The sequence below is a fragment of the Pseudomonas sp. NA-150 genome, assembly GCF_044336365.1.
Lineage (GTDB): Bacteria > Pseudomonadota > Gammaproteobacteria > Pseudomonadales > Pseudomonadaceae > Aquipseudomonas.
Window position 1 is genome coordinate 2,595,848 of sequence record NZ_CP172305.1, and the last position, 14,242, is coordinate 2,610,089.

The following is a 14,242-nucleotide window of genomic DNA, read 5'->3' on the forward strand; positions in this document are numbered from 1 at the left end:
TGAACCCACGCTTAACGAGGATCTAAAAATGACTCATCCTGCACTTGTTCCTGGCGCTGTGGCGGTGATTACCGGCGGCGCTGCTGGCATCGGCCTGGCGGCGGCCAAAAGCTTTGCTCGACAAGGTCTGCGCATCTGCATTGCAGATATCGGCGCACAGCGTCTCGCAAAGGCTGTCGAGGAAGTCTGCGCATTTGCGGTCAATGGCGCTCAGGACGTATTTGCTGTTGAAACGGACGTCAGTCGTGTCGAAGATCTGCTCCACCTGCAAACGGCCGTTCGAGAGCGCTGCGGCGGTACGGATGTATTGATGAATAACGCCGGCATACAGCCCGGCAGCGGGATTTTCGGCCCTGCGCAAAATTGGCAGCGTGTCCTGGGTGTTAACTTAATGGGTGTGATTCAGGGCACTCAGGTGTTCGTCCCCGAGATGATTGAGCGCGGCCGCCCCGGCCTTGTGATCAATACGGGTTCCAAGCAAGGCATTACCACCCCGCCAGGTGATCCTGCGTACAACGTTTCGAAAGCGGGTCTTAAAGCGTTTACCGAAGCATTGCAGCATGAGCTGCGTAACACCGCAAAGGGACAGGTCACCGCGCATTTATTGATCCCAGGCTTTGTGTTCACAGAATTGTCTCGCAATGGCCGTAGCGAAAAACCCGCCGGTGCGTGGACGCCCGAACAGACCGTTGATTTTATGATGGAGCGTCTCGATGCAGGGGATTTCTATATCCTCTGCCCGGACAACGACGTACCTCGTTCATTAGATGAACTGCGGATTCTTTGGGCCGCTGGTGACATTGTCGAGAACCGCCCGGCACTGTCGCGCTGGCATCCGGACTATGCCGCAGCCTTCGATACGTTCATCAAACAACAGGGCTGAAATAGTGCAGGTCGAAGCTGAAAGCCTCCAAGTCGTCATCTCGCTAGCGCCATTAAGATGCACTCTAACCCTGCGCGCACTACTGAGTGGTATCAGTGGCTGGATCGCACTACCGTCGCGGCTTCAGCAACATCCCCGATCCGGATAACCACCAGTGGCGCGCCTTCGTTCTGGAAGATGCGCAGCATGGCCTGCTCATCTGGCACAGTGGCGAGCCGCCTTATCAAAGGCGGCCCGCCAGCTTTCCAGGCTACAGATCTAGCTAAAAGCTATTGTGCTGAGGCAGCTTTCTCGATCAGGCGAGCGACCGGCTCGGGGTTGGATACCATTACGACATGAGAAGCACCCTTGACGACTTCCACGCCTTTGGCCTGTGCTCGCTTGGCCATGAACAGGATGGTTTGCGGCGGAATGTTTTTGTCCTTGTCACCGTAGATGAACCAAGACGGGATGTGATTCCACGCCGTCTCTCCTGACTTCTCGTTCAAAGCAGCTTCCGTCACAGGCCGTTGCGTCGCGGCCATAAGCGCTGCTTGCGCTGCGGGCACATCTGCGGCGAATTGAGCGTGGAATTTATCCTGCTGAATATAGAGATCCTTACTGCCGTCTGCGAGCGTGACTGGAGGCGCAAGCGTTGGGCCAAGAGTGCTGCCGGGGAATTTGCCGGCCAGGTCGGCGGCTGACTCACCTGCTTCAGGAGCAAATGCACTGACGTAAACCAACGCCTTCACATTAGGTCGATCATTAGCCGCAACGCTGATGACATTGCCGCCATAAGAATGGCCTACCAGCACGACGGGGGATTTGACGCTGGCCACAAGACTGGAGATGTAATCCCCGTCACTCTTCACGCCTCGCAAGGGGTTGGCTGCAGCAATGACAACATACCCGTCTTTTTTCAAGATTTTGACGACACCGTTCCAGCTTGATGCGTCGGCAAATGCGCCATGCACCAGTACGACGGTGGGCTTTACCGTATCAGCAAACACGCTCGAACCCATGAGCATGCTGACCCCAAAAGCCAATGCCGTTAGTGTTTTTTTCATTTCGATATCCTTGAAAGTTAGTGGTCAGATCAATTCGAGAAAGTACCGTCCACATGGACGAGATTTCATTTTTTGTGAGAGCGAACCGTTACAAGTCAGCTCTCATGTGGCTCTACCTGGGCGAGTCGCCGAGTACGCTCAACGAGCACCAAGGTTTTGTGGATAGCGATAGCGCTGCTTCAAAGGTGATCCGCATCAATCACTGCCTTGGCAAAAGCCTGAGGCGCTTCCTGCGGCAGGTTGTGGCCGGTGCCGCCAGTAATCAGTCGAAATTCATACTTGCCCGTGAAACGCTTGGCATAGTCTTCGGCAGCTGGGTGCGAGGCGCCGTTGGCGTCTCCTTCAAGGGTGATGGTCGGAACGGTAATCGACGGGAACTTGGCCAGCCGCTGCTCCAGGCCTTCATATTTGGTCTCGCCGTGAGCCAAGCCAATCCTCCAGCGATAGTTGAAGACCGAGACCGCGACATGGTCGGGGTTGTTCAGAGCGGCTGCGCTGCGGTCGAAGGTGGCGTCGTCGAAACTCCACTTAGGCGAAGCCAACTGCCAGATCAGTTTGGCGAAATCGTGCCGGTTTTGTTCGTAACCAGCACGACCGCGTTCGGTAGCAAAGTAGTACTGGTACCACCACTGCAATTCGGCCTTTGGCGGCAATGGTTTTTTACCTGCTTCCTGGCTGCTGATGAGATATCCGCTCACAGAGACGAGTGCCCTCACCCGTTCTGGCCAAAGCGCCGCGACAATATCAGCCGAGCGCGCGCCCCAGTCGTAGCCAGCAAGAACGGCGTGCTTGATCTGCAGAGCGTCCATGAAATCGATGACGTCGCTGGCCAGGGCAGCAGGTTGTCCATTTCGCAATGTCTTGGCAGACAGGAAGTGCGTGTCACCAAAACCACGTGCATAGGGGAGAAGTACCCGATACCCCTTGGCCGCCAGTAATGGGGCCACATCGGCATAGCTATTAATGTCGTAGGGCCAGCCGTGCAGAAGGATAACGACTGGACCATCGGCCGGGCCGACCTCGGCGTAAGCCACACTCAGCACACCGGCATTGACATGCTTCAGCGCGCCGAACGAGGTCTGCACATCGGCCTTGGCCGCAACGGCGGGTGTTGCACTCGAAACATCGCTGGCGTGTGCATTGGCAGCGCCTACAACGCCGAACTGCATCAATGCAAAAGTCAGGATCGAAAAACCAAAGAAGCTACGACAGTTCGGGCCGCTTGTAGTGTTGAGTATCGTCATCGTCATGGTGCGTTCTTCCTTGTTAGACGTTGGTTTAGACTGCTGAACGATACGAGCCTGGCATCCGCGGGGTATCGATCAGACGACACGTACATCAAATGTTGTGGAGGGTAGTGCCGCGATCGGAACTTATTCGCCACTGTATTTCAGGCAAGTAACCGGCTAAATCTGTGTAGAAAATCTACCCTACTTTGAGTTTTTAACTATCTATATCTTTACGTTAAATATATATACTTTAGTATTGTTTTGTTGGGGGCGGCTCTGTGGCTAGAGCGTTGTAGGTTATGACCCAAGACCGCGTTCTCTGAGTGTGTTGATAAGGCAGCGAAAGACATACGTGAGTATTATTTTTTTTTCGCTTGGCTTTTTTTACAATGAGGGCAAGCACTGAAGGAAACCATCCGACCTGGTTGCGTTTCCGATTCATTTTAAGGTGGTGGAAAATGTCCCTGAATCCCGTAATTTCCATTGTTGATGACGAAGAAGCCGTACGTGTCGCCACAGACAGCCTGGTGCGGTCGAGTGGTTATGACACCTATATTTTTCCGAGCGCTGAGGCTTTTCTCGCCTCTGATCAACTATCTACCAGTGACTGCTTGATCACTGACGTGCAAATGCCTGGTATGAACGGCTTGGAGTTACAGCGAGTCATTGTCAAAAGCGGGATAAAGTTGCCCATTATTTTCATGACCGCTTTCCCCGAAAAAAGTATTCAGGCAAGAGCTAAATCCGAAGGCGCCCATTGCTTCTTGAGCAAACCTTTCGACGGCCAGACCATGATCAATTGCATCGAGCGAGCGCTGGGGCAGAGCGAAGAATAGCCGCCTCTGGCTACCACGCTCTCTAGCGGTGCCTTCTGTATAAAGAAAATCTGTTTATATTTTTTCTCTGTGAAGAGATGTTTTTTTACTTCGCTACCTCGTTAGTTTTCAAAGGTGATGCGCCCTGTCTTTGTGCCAGATGGGTGTTTTGTTGCGACGCTGTTAACTAAATTAATAAGTGAGTAAATATCATGCTATCGGCCAAAAGCATTATCTCGACAGACGTTAAGCACGCCCCCATCCATATGATGGGTCAGAGCCTCTTCGCGTTCAATCCAAGCCAGTGCCAGACTGTATTTAACATTGGTTTGTGCGGTGACACCGAACACGGTCTTCTCTCGGGACTGTGGCGGCAGGTGAGTCTGGAAATGCCTGGAGCAACTGTCGTGGTGCGCCACATGCAGGGAGATCAACTCACTCATGCGCTGAGCAGTGGCGAAATCAATGTCGGTTTAAGCTACCGGCAATCCCTTCCAGATTCATTGTCGCGTGTTCAAGTGCGCAGTTTGGTCTTAAGCCTTTTGCGCAGTGACAGGCCGCCTCAATACCGTGATCTAGATCCGTACCGTCCGGCGTCACCCGCCCTGAAGTTGTTTATGTTATGGCGAGACACCGCACAGGCCGACGCTGCGCAATACTGGTTACGGGCTCAGATACAGCGGTTGTTGAAGGCCGATATGAATCGGCCATCCAACTCGCAGGGTTCTTTCAATTAACAGCGGATCGGAGTGAAATGCTGAGGTATTCAAGTCGGCCTCCGATTGTTCTCGAGATGAGAGGCTAACGCCAGGCGAATCCTCACCGCTAAACGGCACCCCTAACGCCTCTGGTTAAACAGTCAGGAGGCGGCCGTTAGCTTCGCCAATGCGTCATTACTGTTTGCTAGTCACCACGATGATCAATCCAGAAGACACTACCGCAAGCCCGAGCCACTGCAGCTCGGTGGGTATTTCACCAACCAATGGAATACCGATGAGGATTGCGGCGGCTGGCGCCAGCGCAGGGAAAATAGCTGATCTGGCTGCGCCTAAAGTGCGGACTGCAATCGAGTAGGCGAACAAAGCCAAGACCCCAGACAAGACGCCCTGAACAACCACTTGTTCAATCAGCATTGCAGGACTGACTTTGTCCATAAAGTCCAGCCCGCGAGTCAGCAGATAAACAGGCGAATACAACAGGGCTGACAGCACTGAAACGACTGCGGTCGCTGCCACCGGGGCAACATGCCAACGCCTTGCCAGGACTGAAAACAGCGCCCACATCGATCCCGCTAAAACAAACAGCATATCCCCTATAGGTGCTTGGGATCCTCCGGCCAGCAGGCCGGGTCCCGCTATCACAGACAAACCGATGACCACAATCGCCAGCCCGACCAGTTGCCGCGGCTTGCTGCGTTCGTTCAATAACCATGAAGCCAGCACAAAGCTCATCAATGTCAATGCGCCGGGTTGCAGTACGGCACCGTGGGCGAGAGGTGCAAATGCGTAACCGCTGGCCCCGATCATCACAAAAGGTGGACCCGCGAGTATCGCGAGTATGACCCCGCGACCCTTGCCGATGCCGGCAAGGGTCAGTGGAGAATGGCGTAGAAACCACGGCAGCATTAACAGGCCAGCTGTGGTGAATCGCAGAAAGGTCAGGTCTGCCGCACTTAAACCTGATGTGATGCCTGCCCGGGAGACTGCCAAAAAGGCGCCCCAGACAAGCGCGGCAAACAAGCCGCACATCAGACCAAGTCGCCGCGTTGAGCTGCTGGATTTTGTAAAAAGACCAACGAAGGCGACGGTCATGAGTTAACGCCTCAGTTAAAGTCAGTGCTCAGAGACAATGCTTTCCACTGCTCGATTTCCGCTTGGTGCTGGTTGAACTTTGCGGTAACAAACTTGACGGCATCACTACCCAGCAACAGATGGGCAGGGGGCTCAGGTGAATCGACCACTGCAATCATTGCAGCGGCGGCTTTCGCAGGATCACCGATTTGCTGCCCACTGTTTTTGTTTCGGGTTTCACGGAGTACGTCGAAGACTTCGTTGTAATCGGCAATACTGCGTGGCGCGCGGACCATGGAGCGACCGGCCCAGTCAGTCCGAAAGGCACCGGGCTCGATGGCGGTCACGAAGATGCCGAACGGTTTAACCTCCTTGCCCAGCGCTTCGGAAATGCCCTCCAAGGCGAACTTGCTACCGTTGTAATAGCCCAGGCCCGGGAACGTAGTGAGGCCGCCCATGGATGTGACGTTAAGAATGTTGCCACTACGACGCTTGCGCATGAACGGCAGAACGGCCTTGGTCACCGCAACGGCACCAAAGACGTTTACTTCAAACTGTTGGCGTAATTCATCAAGGGAGGACTCCTCAACAGGTCCTTCGTGACCGTAGCCGGCGTTGTTGACCAATACATCTATCGTACCGATGTTGGTTTCGACGTCAGACACGACGCCGTCGATGGCTGCATAGTTTGTGACATCTAACAGTTGGCCGAAAGAATACCCAGGCTTTAGCCGCTCGAATGCGGCACGAGCTGTTTCGTTGCGCAACGTCCCCACCACCCGGTGACCGCGCTCCAGTAAGGCGAGCGCCAGTGCTTGACCAAAACCTGAACTGACACCGGTGATAAACCAAAGTTTTTGGGCAGAGTGATTCATGGGGGGAGCCTCGTAATGAAAGTTAGCCACTTCTACACGTAATAATAGTGAGCGCACAACCCTCATAATTCTTTAGACGCTGTGAAGCCCAACTTAATAAACCTAAGTATTAGCGCTGTAGAGATGGTAATAAACGCGTCGAATACGCGGGCCTTGTCCTTATTTGTCGGGCCCGACAAGCTTTTGAGCTTTGTAGTTGTCAGGGGGGTTCCAGGTTTGTTACCCATGCGGTCGCGCCTGAATTCAAAATCTTATTAAAGCATTATACGAATGTATAGGTTGCAGGAACCTAAGGCATTAGAGGAAAACACGGAAGTACGACTATTAAGTCTTCGGGTAACGTAATAAATTGAGTTCCTCGCCGCAGTCATGTTCCAGCTGACCGGGCTGGGAGTGATGATAGCGGCCGCTGCCGGCGGCCTTCGTATATAACCCAAACGGCTGCACGTCTTCATTGGGCTGGCTGAAGGCTCAATGATTGAAGTGAGCTCACCACTTAAAGGATTTCACCATGTATATCGTTAACCTGACCTACCTGAAGCAAATCGCTGATGTCGAAAAGCACATTGAGGCACACCGCCGATATCTTGATGAAAACTATGCACGTGAAGTGTTCCTCGCATCAGGCCCCAAAACTCCTCGGGACGGTGGTCTTATCCTGGTCAGTGGCAGCATTACTCGGGCCGAGTTGGAGCTGCTTCTGACCCAGGATCCGTTTTTTGAACATGAGATCGCTAGCTACAACGTGACGGAATTTACCCCCACAAAATTCAATTCTGCTTTGGCCAGTTTGGTGTAGCTGCTAGAGGTCTGGGTATCCGCACGAAGGAGTTTTTTGCATGGATTACGTCAATCTTGGGAACACGGGTCTTAAAATATCTCGCCTATGTTTGGGCTGCATGACTTATGGCGATGCTCAGCGCAGTCGTCATGGTTGGGTACTGTCAGAAGGTCCCAGTCGCGAGTTGATTCGCCAGGCACTTGATGCCGGAATCAATTTTTTCGATACCGCCAACAGCTATTCAGCCGGTACCAGTGAGGAATATGTCGGCCGGGCGATTAAAGATTTCGCCCGTCGCGATGAGATTGTGCTGGCGACCAAAGTGTACTTCCCGTGGAACGACAAGCCCAACACAGGCGGGCTGTCACGCAAGGCAATCTTTCAAGCGGTCGATGACAGTTTGCGTCGTTTGGGTACCGACTATATTGACCTGTATCAGGTTCACCGCTGGGATCATTCAACGCCAATTGAGGAAACCCTGGAGGCGTTGCATGACATCGTCAAGGCCGGCAAGGTTCGCTATATCGGTGCGTCCTCAATGTATGCCTGGCAATTCAGTAAGGCCTTATACACATCGCAACTCAATGGTTGGACTCGTTTTGTCAGCATGCAAAATCATTTGAATTTGCTTAGCCGCGAGGAGGAGCGCGAAATGCTGGCTTTGTGTGCCGATCAGCAGATTGGCGTGTTGCCTTGGAGTCCATTGGCGCGGGGTCGACTGGCGCGTGGTTGGCAGGAAAGTACCGGGCGTTCGCAGATCGACACCTACGGCCAAGCCCTTTATGCCCAGCATGAGGAAGAAGACCGCGCAATCATCGATGCGATTGGACGTATAGCAACAGCTCGCGGTGTTTCTCGTGCTCAAGTTGCATTGGCATGGGTGCTGGGAAAATCCCAAGTGAGTGCGCCAATTATAGGGGTCTCTAAACCAGGTCATTTAGACGACGCGTTGGGCGCTTTGGCGTTGCGTCTAAGCGAGGACGAAGTTGAGCAGCTCCAAGCGCCTTACCGACCTCGGTCAAACGTCGAGTTGGAAATCCAGCGTTAAGCCTGAAACAAAAAATATTGGGTTGAGTCTGTAGCGCTGCCAATGCCGGTGCAGACGACTTAATCAAAACTATCGATTTCTATCTATCGAGTTAGATTCGCCATCGAAGATGCGACGTTCTGCTCGGACTACTCAATCAGAGGATTCAATCGTGCAAGAGAATAAACTTAACGTTGTGATACCTCCTGCTCCTTACCAGTTTTCGCAACTGTTTATCGGGGGGCAGTGGCGCAGCGGCCAGTCATCGGTTTTGCAGAACCACAATCCCTTCAACGGCGATTTGCTGGCTGAGTTTGCGCAAGCGAGTACCCGTGATGTCGATGACGCATTCGCTGCCGCGATTACGGGGCAAGCTATGTGGGCCAATGCGCTTCCATCAGAGCGCACAGCGGTACTCCGACGCGCCGTCGATATCATGGACCTGCGACAAGCCGAGATTGTCGATTGGTTGATACGTGAGTCTGGAAGTGTTCGGCTCAAGGCGCAATTTGAATGGGCTGCCGTTCGTGCGATGTTCCTGGAGGCCATGGCGCTTCCCAGCCTGCAAGCCGGGAAAATTCTCTCGGGTGATATTCCGGATAAAGAACATCGCATTTACCGCAAACCGGTGGGTGTGGTCACTGTGATTAGTCCGTGGAACTGGCCGATGCATTTAAGCACTCGCGCAGTCGCACCGGCGTTAGCGTTGGGTAACGCGGTGGTTTTAAAACCTGCGGCAGAAACCCCAGTGACAGGAGGTCTATTGCTGGCTCGGATATTTGAAGAGGCGGGCCTACCGGCAGGCGTGCTCAGCGTACTGTTCGGCGATAATCAAGAAATTGGTGATTACCTGGTGCTGCACCCTGCCTCCCGCGTCATTTCATTTACCGGGTCCAGCGGGGTTGGCAAACGTATCGGTTCCCTCGCGGTCACCGGCACCACACTCAAGCATGTCGGTTTGGAGATGGGCGGCAATAATCCATTGATAGTGCTCGATGATGCGGACCTGGACCAAGCCGTTCGTGCTGCGGTTGTCGGGCGTTTTCTGCACCAGGGCCAAATCTGTGTGAGTACTAACCGAATCATCGTTGATAAGCAGCTTTATCCGCGATTTGTCGACCAGTTCGTCGAGCGTGTATCGACCTTGAAGTACGGCGACCCGATGGATCCGCAAACGATCATCGGTCCTTTAATTGGGCAAAAGCATCTCGACCGCTTGCAGGGTGTAATTGAAGCCGCAATCGCAGATGGCGCTCGGCGCAGGTTAGGCGCAAAAGCGGAAGGGTTGGTACTACCGCCGCAGGTTTTCGATCAGGTGAGTTCCACGGCAAGGTTAGGTCGTGACGAAATATTCGGCCCTGTTGCACCCATCATCATGGCCCGCAATGAAACGGACGCGCTGGCACTCGCTAATGACACTGAATTTGGCTTGTCCAGCGCAGTGTTCACGGAGGATACGGCTCGGGGATTACGTTTCGCGCAAAAAATTGAGGCCGGGATGACGCACATAAATGATATGACGGCAGTAGACTTGGCCAACATGCCATTTGGTGGTACCAAAAACTCTGGCAGCGGACGCTTCGGGGCCGAAGGTGTAATTGAGCAATTCACAACTGAGCACTGGATTTCGGTTCAGACCAGTCCCCGCCAATATCCGTTCTGACACCCTGGTTTCATCTCGCTAGATTCACAACAAAATACGGCACACAAACCGGCGATCAACGCTTGTTTGTGTGTTTTTTTTTGCGGTGCGGAACCCGTCGACAAAGAAATTAAAACCAAAGTATAGGGTGTTGCTTCCAACGTATTAGCGCTGAACACCTTCGTACAATTGTTGTGATTCAGCCTTTCTCGTAACTTATGTCCAAGGCAAGAGCAGTCGTGAAAGACCAAACTGACTTGCACAAATCTTACTTCCTGAATAAATAACGAGGTGTACTCATGAAATCTTTGCTCGTAGGCGCAGTGGTCCTGGCTTTCCTTAATACTGCCATGGCAGCGGGTTCCGATACCGCTCATAATGCGGCGGTCGCTAAAGTCGACAATTACATGTATGGCTCGCACTTGGATATCTCAAAAGTCCTGTCGGTATCGGCGCCTGCCATTAGCTGTGGTGTTGTTCCAGAGCAAATGATCTACCTCGACTCCATGGGTTCGAAACACGAACTTGATTATCAAGTCGTGGGGGATGGCTGTAACGGCTAACATATCAGTCGCATAAAAGTTTAGATAAATTAAAACGACGTTAATCAACTAACGAACTGCATAAGAGAGACGATACATGAAAACGCTGAGCAAACTCGGAATCGCCGTAAGCCTGATCTCTACATTGGCCTTTGCTTCGCAGGCAATGGCTGGACCGGTCGCGACTGTCAAAGCCGTCAACGTTGTACTGGTGCATGGCGCCTGGGCTGATGGATCGAGTTGGTCAGAAGTTATTCCGCGGTTGCAAGCCGCCGGGTTGAACGTTGTCTCTGTGCAGAACCCCCTGACCTCGGTAGAAGATGACGTCGCCGCTACCAAGCGTGCGTTGGATCAGTTGCAAGGGCCGACTGTGTTGGTCGGACATTCCTACGCAGGTACTGTCGTCAGCGAAGCCGGTATCGACCCTAAAGTGAGCTCGCTGGTGTATGTCGCAGCCCGAGCTCCGGATGCCGGTGAAGATTTCGTTGCCCTCGCAGCGAAATACCCGACGATGCCGGTGCGTTCTGGCGCCGTGGAACATGAAGGTTACGTGTCGCTGACACAGGACGCTTACCTCAAGTTTTTCGGTGGCGACCTGCCGCGTAACAAGGCCCTGGCGTTGTATGCAACTCAACAACCGATCGCCAAAACGCTGTTCAACGGTCGCACGACCGCCGCTGCATGGCATACCAAGCCTTCCTGGTACGCCGTGTCAAAGAATGATCAGACCACATCGCCGGACCTCGAGCGCTTCCTGGCCAAGCGTATGAACGCTACCACTATCGAACTTGACTCCAGTCATCTCTCGCTGGTATCGCACCCTAAAGAAATTACCGATCTGATTCTGGCAGCAGCGGGTCGCACTCACTAACACGCTCTACCGAAGAAAGACCAACGGACTGCCTCTAACGACGCGGTCCGTTGGTCTTTGTGCTTACGAGTGGTTGGCCCAGTATTTGGTCGCCAGCGCATTGCCCTGCTTCAAGAAGTTATCTTCCGCGGTTGAGTCGATTTGCCCATTGGGTGAGCGGATGTAGGAGTTCATCAGGTCCGAGAACATCGTGTTGCCGCCAGAACTGACGGAGCGAATACCGGCCACATACTCATCCACCGACAGTTTGCCGTCTTTGGACGTATCAAACGTTTTGAACAGTTTCGACGCGGTCTCGGCACTCACCCCAATGCGCTTCAACTGATCTGCAAATTCAGTGCTGGTCAGTTTTTCGTTTTTGCTGGTGTCGGCCTGAAAAAACATCTGAGGGCCCCATGCTTCCGTCAACGGGATCGCTGATTTCAGTTCGCCAGGGATTACCGTCATGGTATGACCGTTGCTCAGCGTTACGATCGAAGAGGGAGACGCGGGGGCTGTTGGCGCTGGAGCAGCGGTCGAGGCTGAGGTGGTTGCTGACGGTGCCGACGTGCCATCAGACGTCGTCGAAGCGGGGCTTGAGTAGGGTGTCGCTGAGTCGCTGATGTTCGATATAGACATGGGTCAATCCTTGATTGAGTGGAACGGCTATTTTGATGGTTGGTAATTGCCGTTAGTAGGTAAATCGTCCTGTTAAGTTAAAGCTTTAGTTTTATTTACAGTAAGTCAACCAAAGCCACAACGTAGTGTGGTTTATTAAGTTTTTCTAATGAATTAGTTTGGCGTGGCCACGATAACGTCGCTAATAAGCACCTCCAGAAAGAATCCTTCAGTTATGCGATGTACTGTGCCGGTGTCCCATAGCGGTGTGCTGAGCAGGATGGCCACAACGGTTGACGAGTTTTAACTGCTGGAGAGTGACGCACAGCCGTTCAACCAGAACTCTTCAATCAGTTCGAACAGCAATAATGGTTTATTGTCGACGCGATGGTAAATGCATCCCGCCTGCACACCCAGGTGCGCTGGCGACATCTCGCAAATTTGTCGATTGATACCCCGTGCAGGCAAACAACTCTAGAGCTGTTTCTCGCAACCGTTGCGCAGTATCTGAGCTGCGCAGTGGGGTTTGAGCAGGACGCCTGAAGGCAGGGGTGACAGTCTCTATCTCGTCAGGTGAGAGAGGGCAGGGAGTAGGACGGAGCGATGTGCATCCTTCGGCCTTAAGGAATGCACATCGCCGCGCTGCCGCTAGCGCAGGGTTTGCGCGATATGCTTGCCGGCAATTCGCCCGAATGTCAGGCCACGCAGAACCGAAGTCGAACCGTTGTAGACCTGATGGTAAATACCTACGGTTTCGCCCGCTGCGTACAAGCCCGGAATCGGGTAACCATCTTGAGTCAGCACCTGAGCATCTACGTTGACTTTCAAAGCGCCGAACGTGAAGCAATTGGTCGAAATGATCGGGTAGGCATAAAACGGCCCTTTACTGACCGGCCTTGCCCAATTCGACTTCACCGGCGTGATGCCTTTGGTGCAGACGTTGTCCACGGCGAAAGGCGTGAAGGGATCGGTGCTGAGGGTGCACGCGTCGTTGTATTGATTCACGGTATGAGTCAACGCCTGGACCGGCACTTCCATTTGTCGCGCAAGCTCTTCAAGCGTGTCTGCTTTGAAAGGAGCAATGTCCGTGCGGATGCTGGTCTGCCAGCGAGGAATGTCTTCCACCTGACTATCGAATACGACGTAAACCCTGCCTTCTGGTTGCTCGGCGAAGCTTCGGGCAATGTTGTCGTAATGCGCATCGACTGTGCCCGGCGCTTCGTCGATAAAACGTTCACCGTGGATGTTGATCAGAATGCCGTAGGGGTAGATGAACACTACCGCTTCGGCCATTTCCGAGCGCGGATCTACCGGTTCTGCGTGGTAGGAGCCATATTCTCCCGCTGGCGCAGCGCCGATCTTGAGCGCCATTTCAATACCTTCGCCGCGGTTGTAATAACCGCCAGTCGCGACTGGACGAATGTACTTGGCCTTCTGTCCGATGTAGCGATGCATCATCTCGCTGTTGCCTTGGAATCCGCCGCTTGCCAGTACCACGCTCTTCGCGCCAATACGCTTTCTGCGACCATCAATGCCAATGGCGACAACACCGCTCACTACACCGTCATCATCCTGAAGTAGATCAACAGCCGTGGTTCGGTAAAGGATTTCACCGCCCAATTCGAGGACCTTCGCGCGTAGCGTTTCGATGATCGTCAGGCCGCCGCCCTGTGCGGCGATACGAGTGGTGTTCTGGGTCAGCAGATAGATCGGTTGCGGGCCGAAGCGCAGGCCAAACTCTTTCAGCCAGGCTATGGTCGCAGGCACTGCTTCGGCGAAGGCACTGATCAGCTCCGGGTCGGGAAGCGGATGTGCTTTAACGTGGGATGGCCAGGCGTCGTAATTCCCTGCCACGCTGCGCAGCGTAATGGGGTCGATATTCCAGCCAGCGTTGTTAGCAAAGTGTTCTTCGAAATCGTCGGCTACTTCGCTGTCGTTTTTCATGCGCATGTAGGCTTCGGTCCAGCGTGAGCCGCCGCCGAAATCATCTGCGGTTGCCCGTTCCAGATTGACCGTTTTAAGCCCGGCTTGAAGGGCGGTTACAGCGGCAGAAAGTCCAGCAACACCACAGCCGACGATCAAGACGTCTGCGGAATTATTTTGATCGGTCATTATTATTGTTCCTCTTTACCAAAAAGCAGCAT

At 53.4% G+C, this 14,242-nt stretch carries 14 protein-coding genes; 8 read left to right on the plus strand and 6 right to left on the minus strand.

What is annotated here, in order from left to right; genetic code table 11:
• The first annotated feature begins 28 nt into the window (after nt 1–28).
• Nucleotides 29–883: an SDR family NAD(P)-dependent oxidoreductase gene (locus ACF0H7_RS12405; RefSeq protein WP_397453043.1), complete on the plus strand. Its 855-nt coding sequence runs from the start codon at nt 29–31 to the stop codon at nt 881–883.
• 269 nt (nt 884–1,152) lie between these two features.
• Here ACF0H7_RS12405 and ACF0H7_RS12410 read toward each other — a convergent pair whose 3' ends face one another.
• Nucleotides 1,153–1,929 carry an alpha/beta fold hydrolase gene (locus ACF0H7_RS12410; protein ID WP_397453044.1) on the minus strand — a complete coding sequence of 259 codons (777 nt, stop codon included), beginning with the start codon at nt 1,927–1,929 and terminating at the stop codon, nt 1,153–1,155.
• Nucleotides 1,930–2,108: 179 nt separating this feature from the next.
• Nucleotides 2,109–3,179 (minus strand): alpha/beta fold hydrolase, encoded by a 1,071-nt coding sequence (locus ACF0H7_RS12415; protein ID WP_397453045.1) that lies wholly within the window; start codon nt 3,177–3,179, stop codon nt 2,109–2,111.
• A 437-nt stretch (nt 3,180–3,616) separates the two neighbouring features.
• Here ACF0H7_RS12415 and ACF0H7_RS12420 point away from each other — a divergent pair, with 437 nt between their 5' ends.
• The gene (locus ACF0H7_RS12420; RefSeq protein ID WP_397453046.1) at nt 3,617–3,994 is read left to right on the plus strand and encodes a response regulator transcription factor; all 378 of its coding nucleotides are present in this window, start codon (nt 3,617–3,619) and stop codon (nt 3,992–3,994) included.
• Nucleotides 3,995–4,185: 191 nt separating this feature from the next.
• Entirely contained in the window at nt 4,186–4,710 is a 525-nt protein-coding gene (locus ACF0H7_RS12425; RefSeq protein ID WP_397453047.1) for a hypothetical protein, read from the plus strand.
• 156 nt (nt 4,711–4,866) lie between these two features.
• On the opposite strand, the gene ACF0H7_RS12430 is transcribed toward ACF0H7_RS12425, so the two are convergent.
• Together ACF0H7_RS12430 and ACF0H7_RS12435 are read right to left on the minus strand one after the other, a co-directional pair.
• Nucleotides 4,867–5,784, minus strand: a complete 918-nt coding sequence (locus ACF0H7_RS12430) for a DMT family transporter (protein WP_397453048.1) — start codon at nt 5,782–5,784, stop codon at nt 4,867–4,869.
• Nucleotides 5,785–5,795: 11 nt separating this feature from the next.
• Nucleotides 5,796–6,638, minus strand: coding sequence for an oxidoreductase (locus tag ACF0H7_RS12435; protein WP_397453049.1), 843 nt, complete (start codon nt 6,636–6,638; stop codon nt 5,796–5,798).
• Nucleotides 6,639–7,149: 511 nt separating this feature from the next.
• Between ACF0H7_RS12435 and ACF0H7_RS12440 the strand changes: the two genes are divergently transcribed.
• From ACF0H7_RS12440 to ACF0H7_RS12460, 5 genes are all read left to right on the plus strand, one after another.
• Nucleotides 7,150–7,437 (plus strand): YciI family protein, encoded by a 288-nt coding sequence (locus tag ACF0H7_RS12440; RefSeq protein WP_397453050.1) that lies wholly within the window; start codon nt 7,150–7,152, stop codon nt 7,435–7,437.
• A 40-nt stretch (nt 7,438–7,477) separates the two neighbouring features.
• The gene (locus tag ACF0H7_RS12445) at nt 7,478–8,467 is read left to right on the plus strand and encodes an aldo/keto reductase (protein WP_397453051.1); all 990 of its coding nucleotides are present in this window, start codon (nt 7,478–7,480) and stop codon (nt 8,465–8,467) included.
• Between the two features lie 109 nt (nt 8,468–8,576).
• Entirely contained in the window at nt 8,577–10,109 is a 1,533-nt protein-coding gene (locus ACF0H7_RS12450; RefSeq protein WP_397453052.1) for an aldehyde dehydrogenase family protein, read from the plus strand.
• Between the two features lie 278 nt (nt 10,110–10,387).
• Nucleotides 10,388–10,651: a DUF2790 domain-containing protein gene (locus tag ACF0H7_RS12455; RefSeq protein WP_397453053.1), complete on the plus strand. Its 264-nt coding sequence runs from the start codon at nt 10,388–10,390 to the stop codon at nt 10,649–10,651.
• Between the two features lie 76 nt (nt 10,652–10,727).
• Nucleotides 10,728–11,501: an alpha/beta fold hydrolase gene (locus ACF0H7_RS12460; RefSeq protein WP_397453054.1), complete on the plus strand. Its 774-nt coding sequence runs from the start codon at nt 10,728–10,730 to the stop codon at nt 11,499–11,501.
• Between the two features lie 63 nt (nt 11,502–11,564).
• Here the strand turns inward: ACF0H7_RS12460 and ACF0H7_RS12465 are convergent, their stop codons facing one another.
• Both ACF0H7_RS12465 and ACF0H7_RS12470 read right to left on the minus strand, forming a co-directional pair.
• The gene (locus ACF0H7_RS12465; RefSeq protein ID WP_397453055.1) at nt 11,565–11,948 is read right to left on the minus strand and encodes an EF-hand domain-containing protein; all 384 of its coding nucleotides are present in this window, start codon (nt 11,946–11,948) and stop codon (nt 11,565–11,567) included.
• Between the two features lie 798 nt (nt 11,949–12,746).
• A complete protein-coding gene (locus ACF0H7_RS12470; protein WP_397453056.1) occupies nt 12,747–14,210 on the minus strand; it encodes an FAD-binding protein in 1,464 nt (487 codons plus the stop codon).
• Between the last annotated feature and the right edge of the window lie 32 nt (nt 14,211–14,242).

Excerpts from the sequence above, each read along its gene's own strand:
- ACF0H7_RS12405 (WP_397453043.1), top strand. The coding sequence starts at position 29 with ATGACTCATCCTGCACTTGTTCCTGGCGCTGTGGCGGTGATTACCGGC.
- ACF0H7_RS12410 (WP_397453044.1), bottom strand. The coding sequence starts at position 1,929 with ATGAAAAAAACACTAACGGCATTGGCTTTTGGGGTCAGCATGCTCATG.
- ACF0H7_RS12415 (WP_397453045.1), bottom strand. The coding sequence starts at position 3,179 with ATGACGATGACGATACTCAACACTACAAGCGGCCCGAACTGTCGTAGC.
- ACF0H7_RS12420 (WP_397453046.1), top strand. The coding sequence starts at position 3,617 with ATGTCCCTGAATCCCGTAATTTCCATTGTTGATGACGAAGAAGCCGTA.
- ACF0H7_RS12425 (WP_397453047.1), top strand. The coding sequence starts at position 4,186 with ATGCTATCGGCCAAAAGCATTATCTCGACAGACGTTAAGCACGCCCCC.
- ACF0H7_RS12430 (WP_397453048.1), bottom strand. The coding sequence starts at position 5,784 with ATGACCGTCGCCTTCGTTGGTCTTTTTACAAAATCCAGCAGCTCAACG.
- ACF0H7_RS12435 (WP_397453049.1), bottom strand. The coding sequence starts at position 6,638 with ATGAATCACTCTGCCCAAAAACTTTGGTTTATCACCGGTGTCAGTTCA.
- ACF0H7_RS12440 (WP_397453050.1), top strand. The coding sequence starts at position 7,150 with ATGTATATCGTTAACCTGACCTACCTGAAGCAAATCGCTGATGTCGAA.
- ACF0H7_RS12445 (WP_397453051.1), top strand. The coding sequence starts at position 7,478 with ATGGATTACGTCAATCTTGGGAACACGGGTCTTAAAATATCTCGCCTA.
- ACF0H7_RS12450 (WP_397453052.1), top strand. The coding sequence starts at position 8,577 with ATGCGACGTTCTGCTCGGACTACTCAATCAGAGGATTCAATCGTGCAA.
- ACF0H7_RS12455 (WP_397453053.1), top strand. The coding sequence starts at position 10,388 with ATGAAATCTTTGCTCGTAGGCGCAGTGGTCCTGGCTTTCCTTAATACT.
- ACF0H7_RS12460 (WP_397453054.1), top strand. The coding sequence starts at position 10,728 with ATGAAAACGCTGAGCAAACTCGGAATCGCCGTAAGCCTGATCTCTACA.
- ACF0H7_RS12465 (WP_397453055.1), bottom strand. The coding sequence starts at position 11,948 with ATGACGGTAATCCCTGGCGAACTGAAATCAGCGATCCCGTTGACGGAA.
- ACF0H7_RS12470 (WP_397453056.1), bottom strand. The coding sequence starts at position 14,210 with ATGACCGATCAAAATAATTCCGCAGACGTCTTGATCGTCGGCTGTGGT.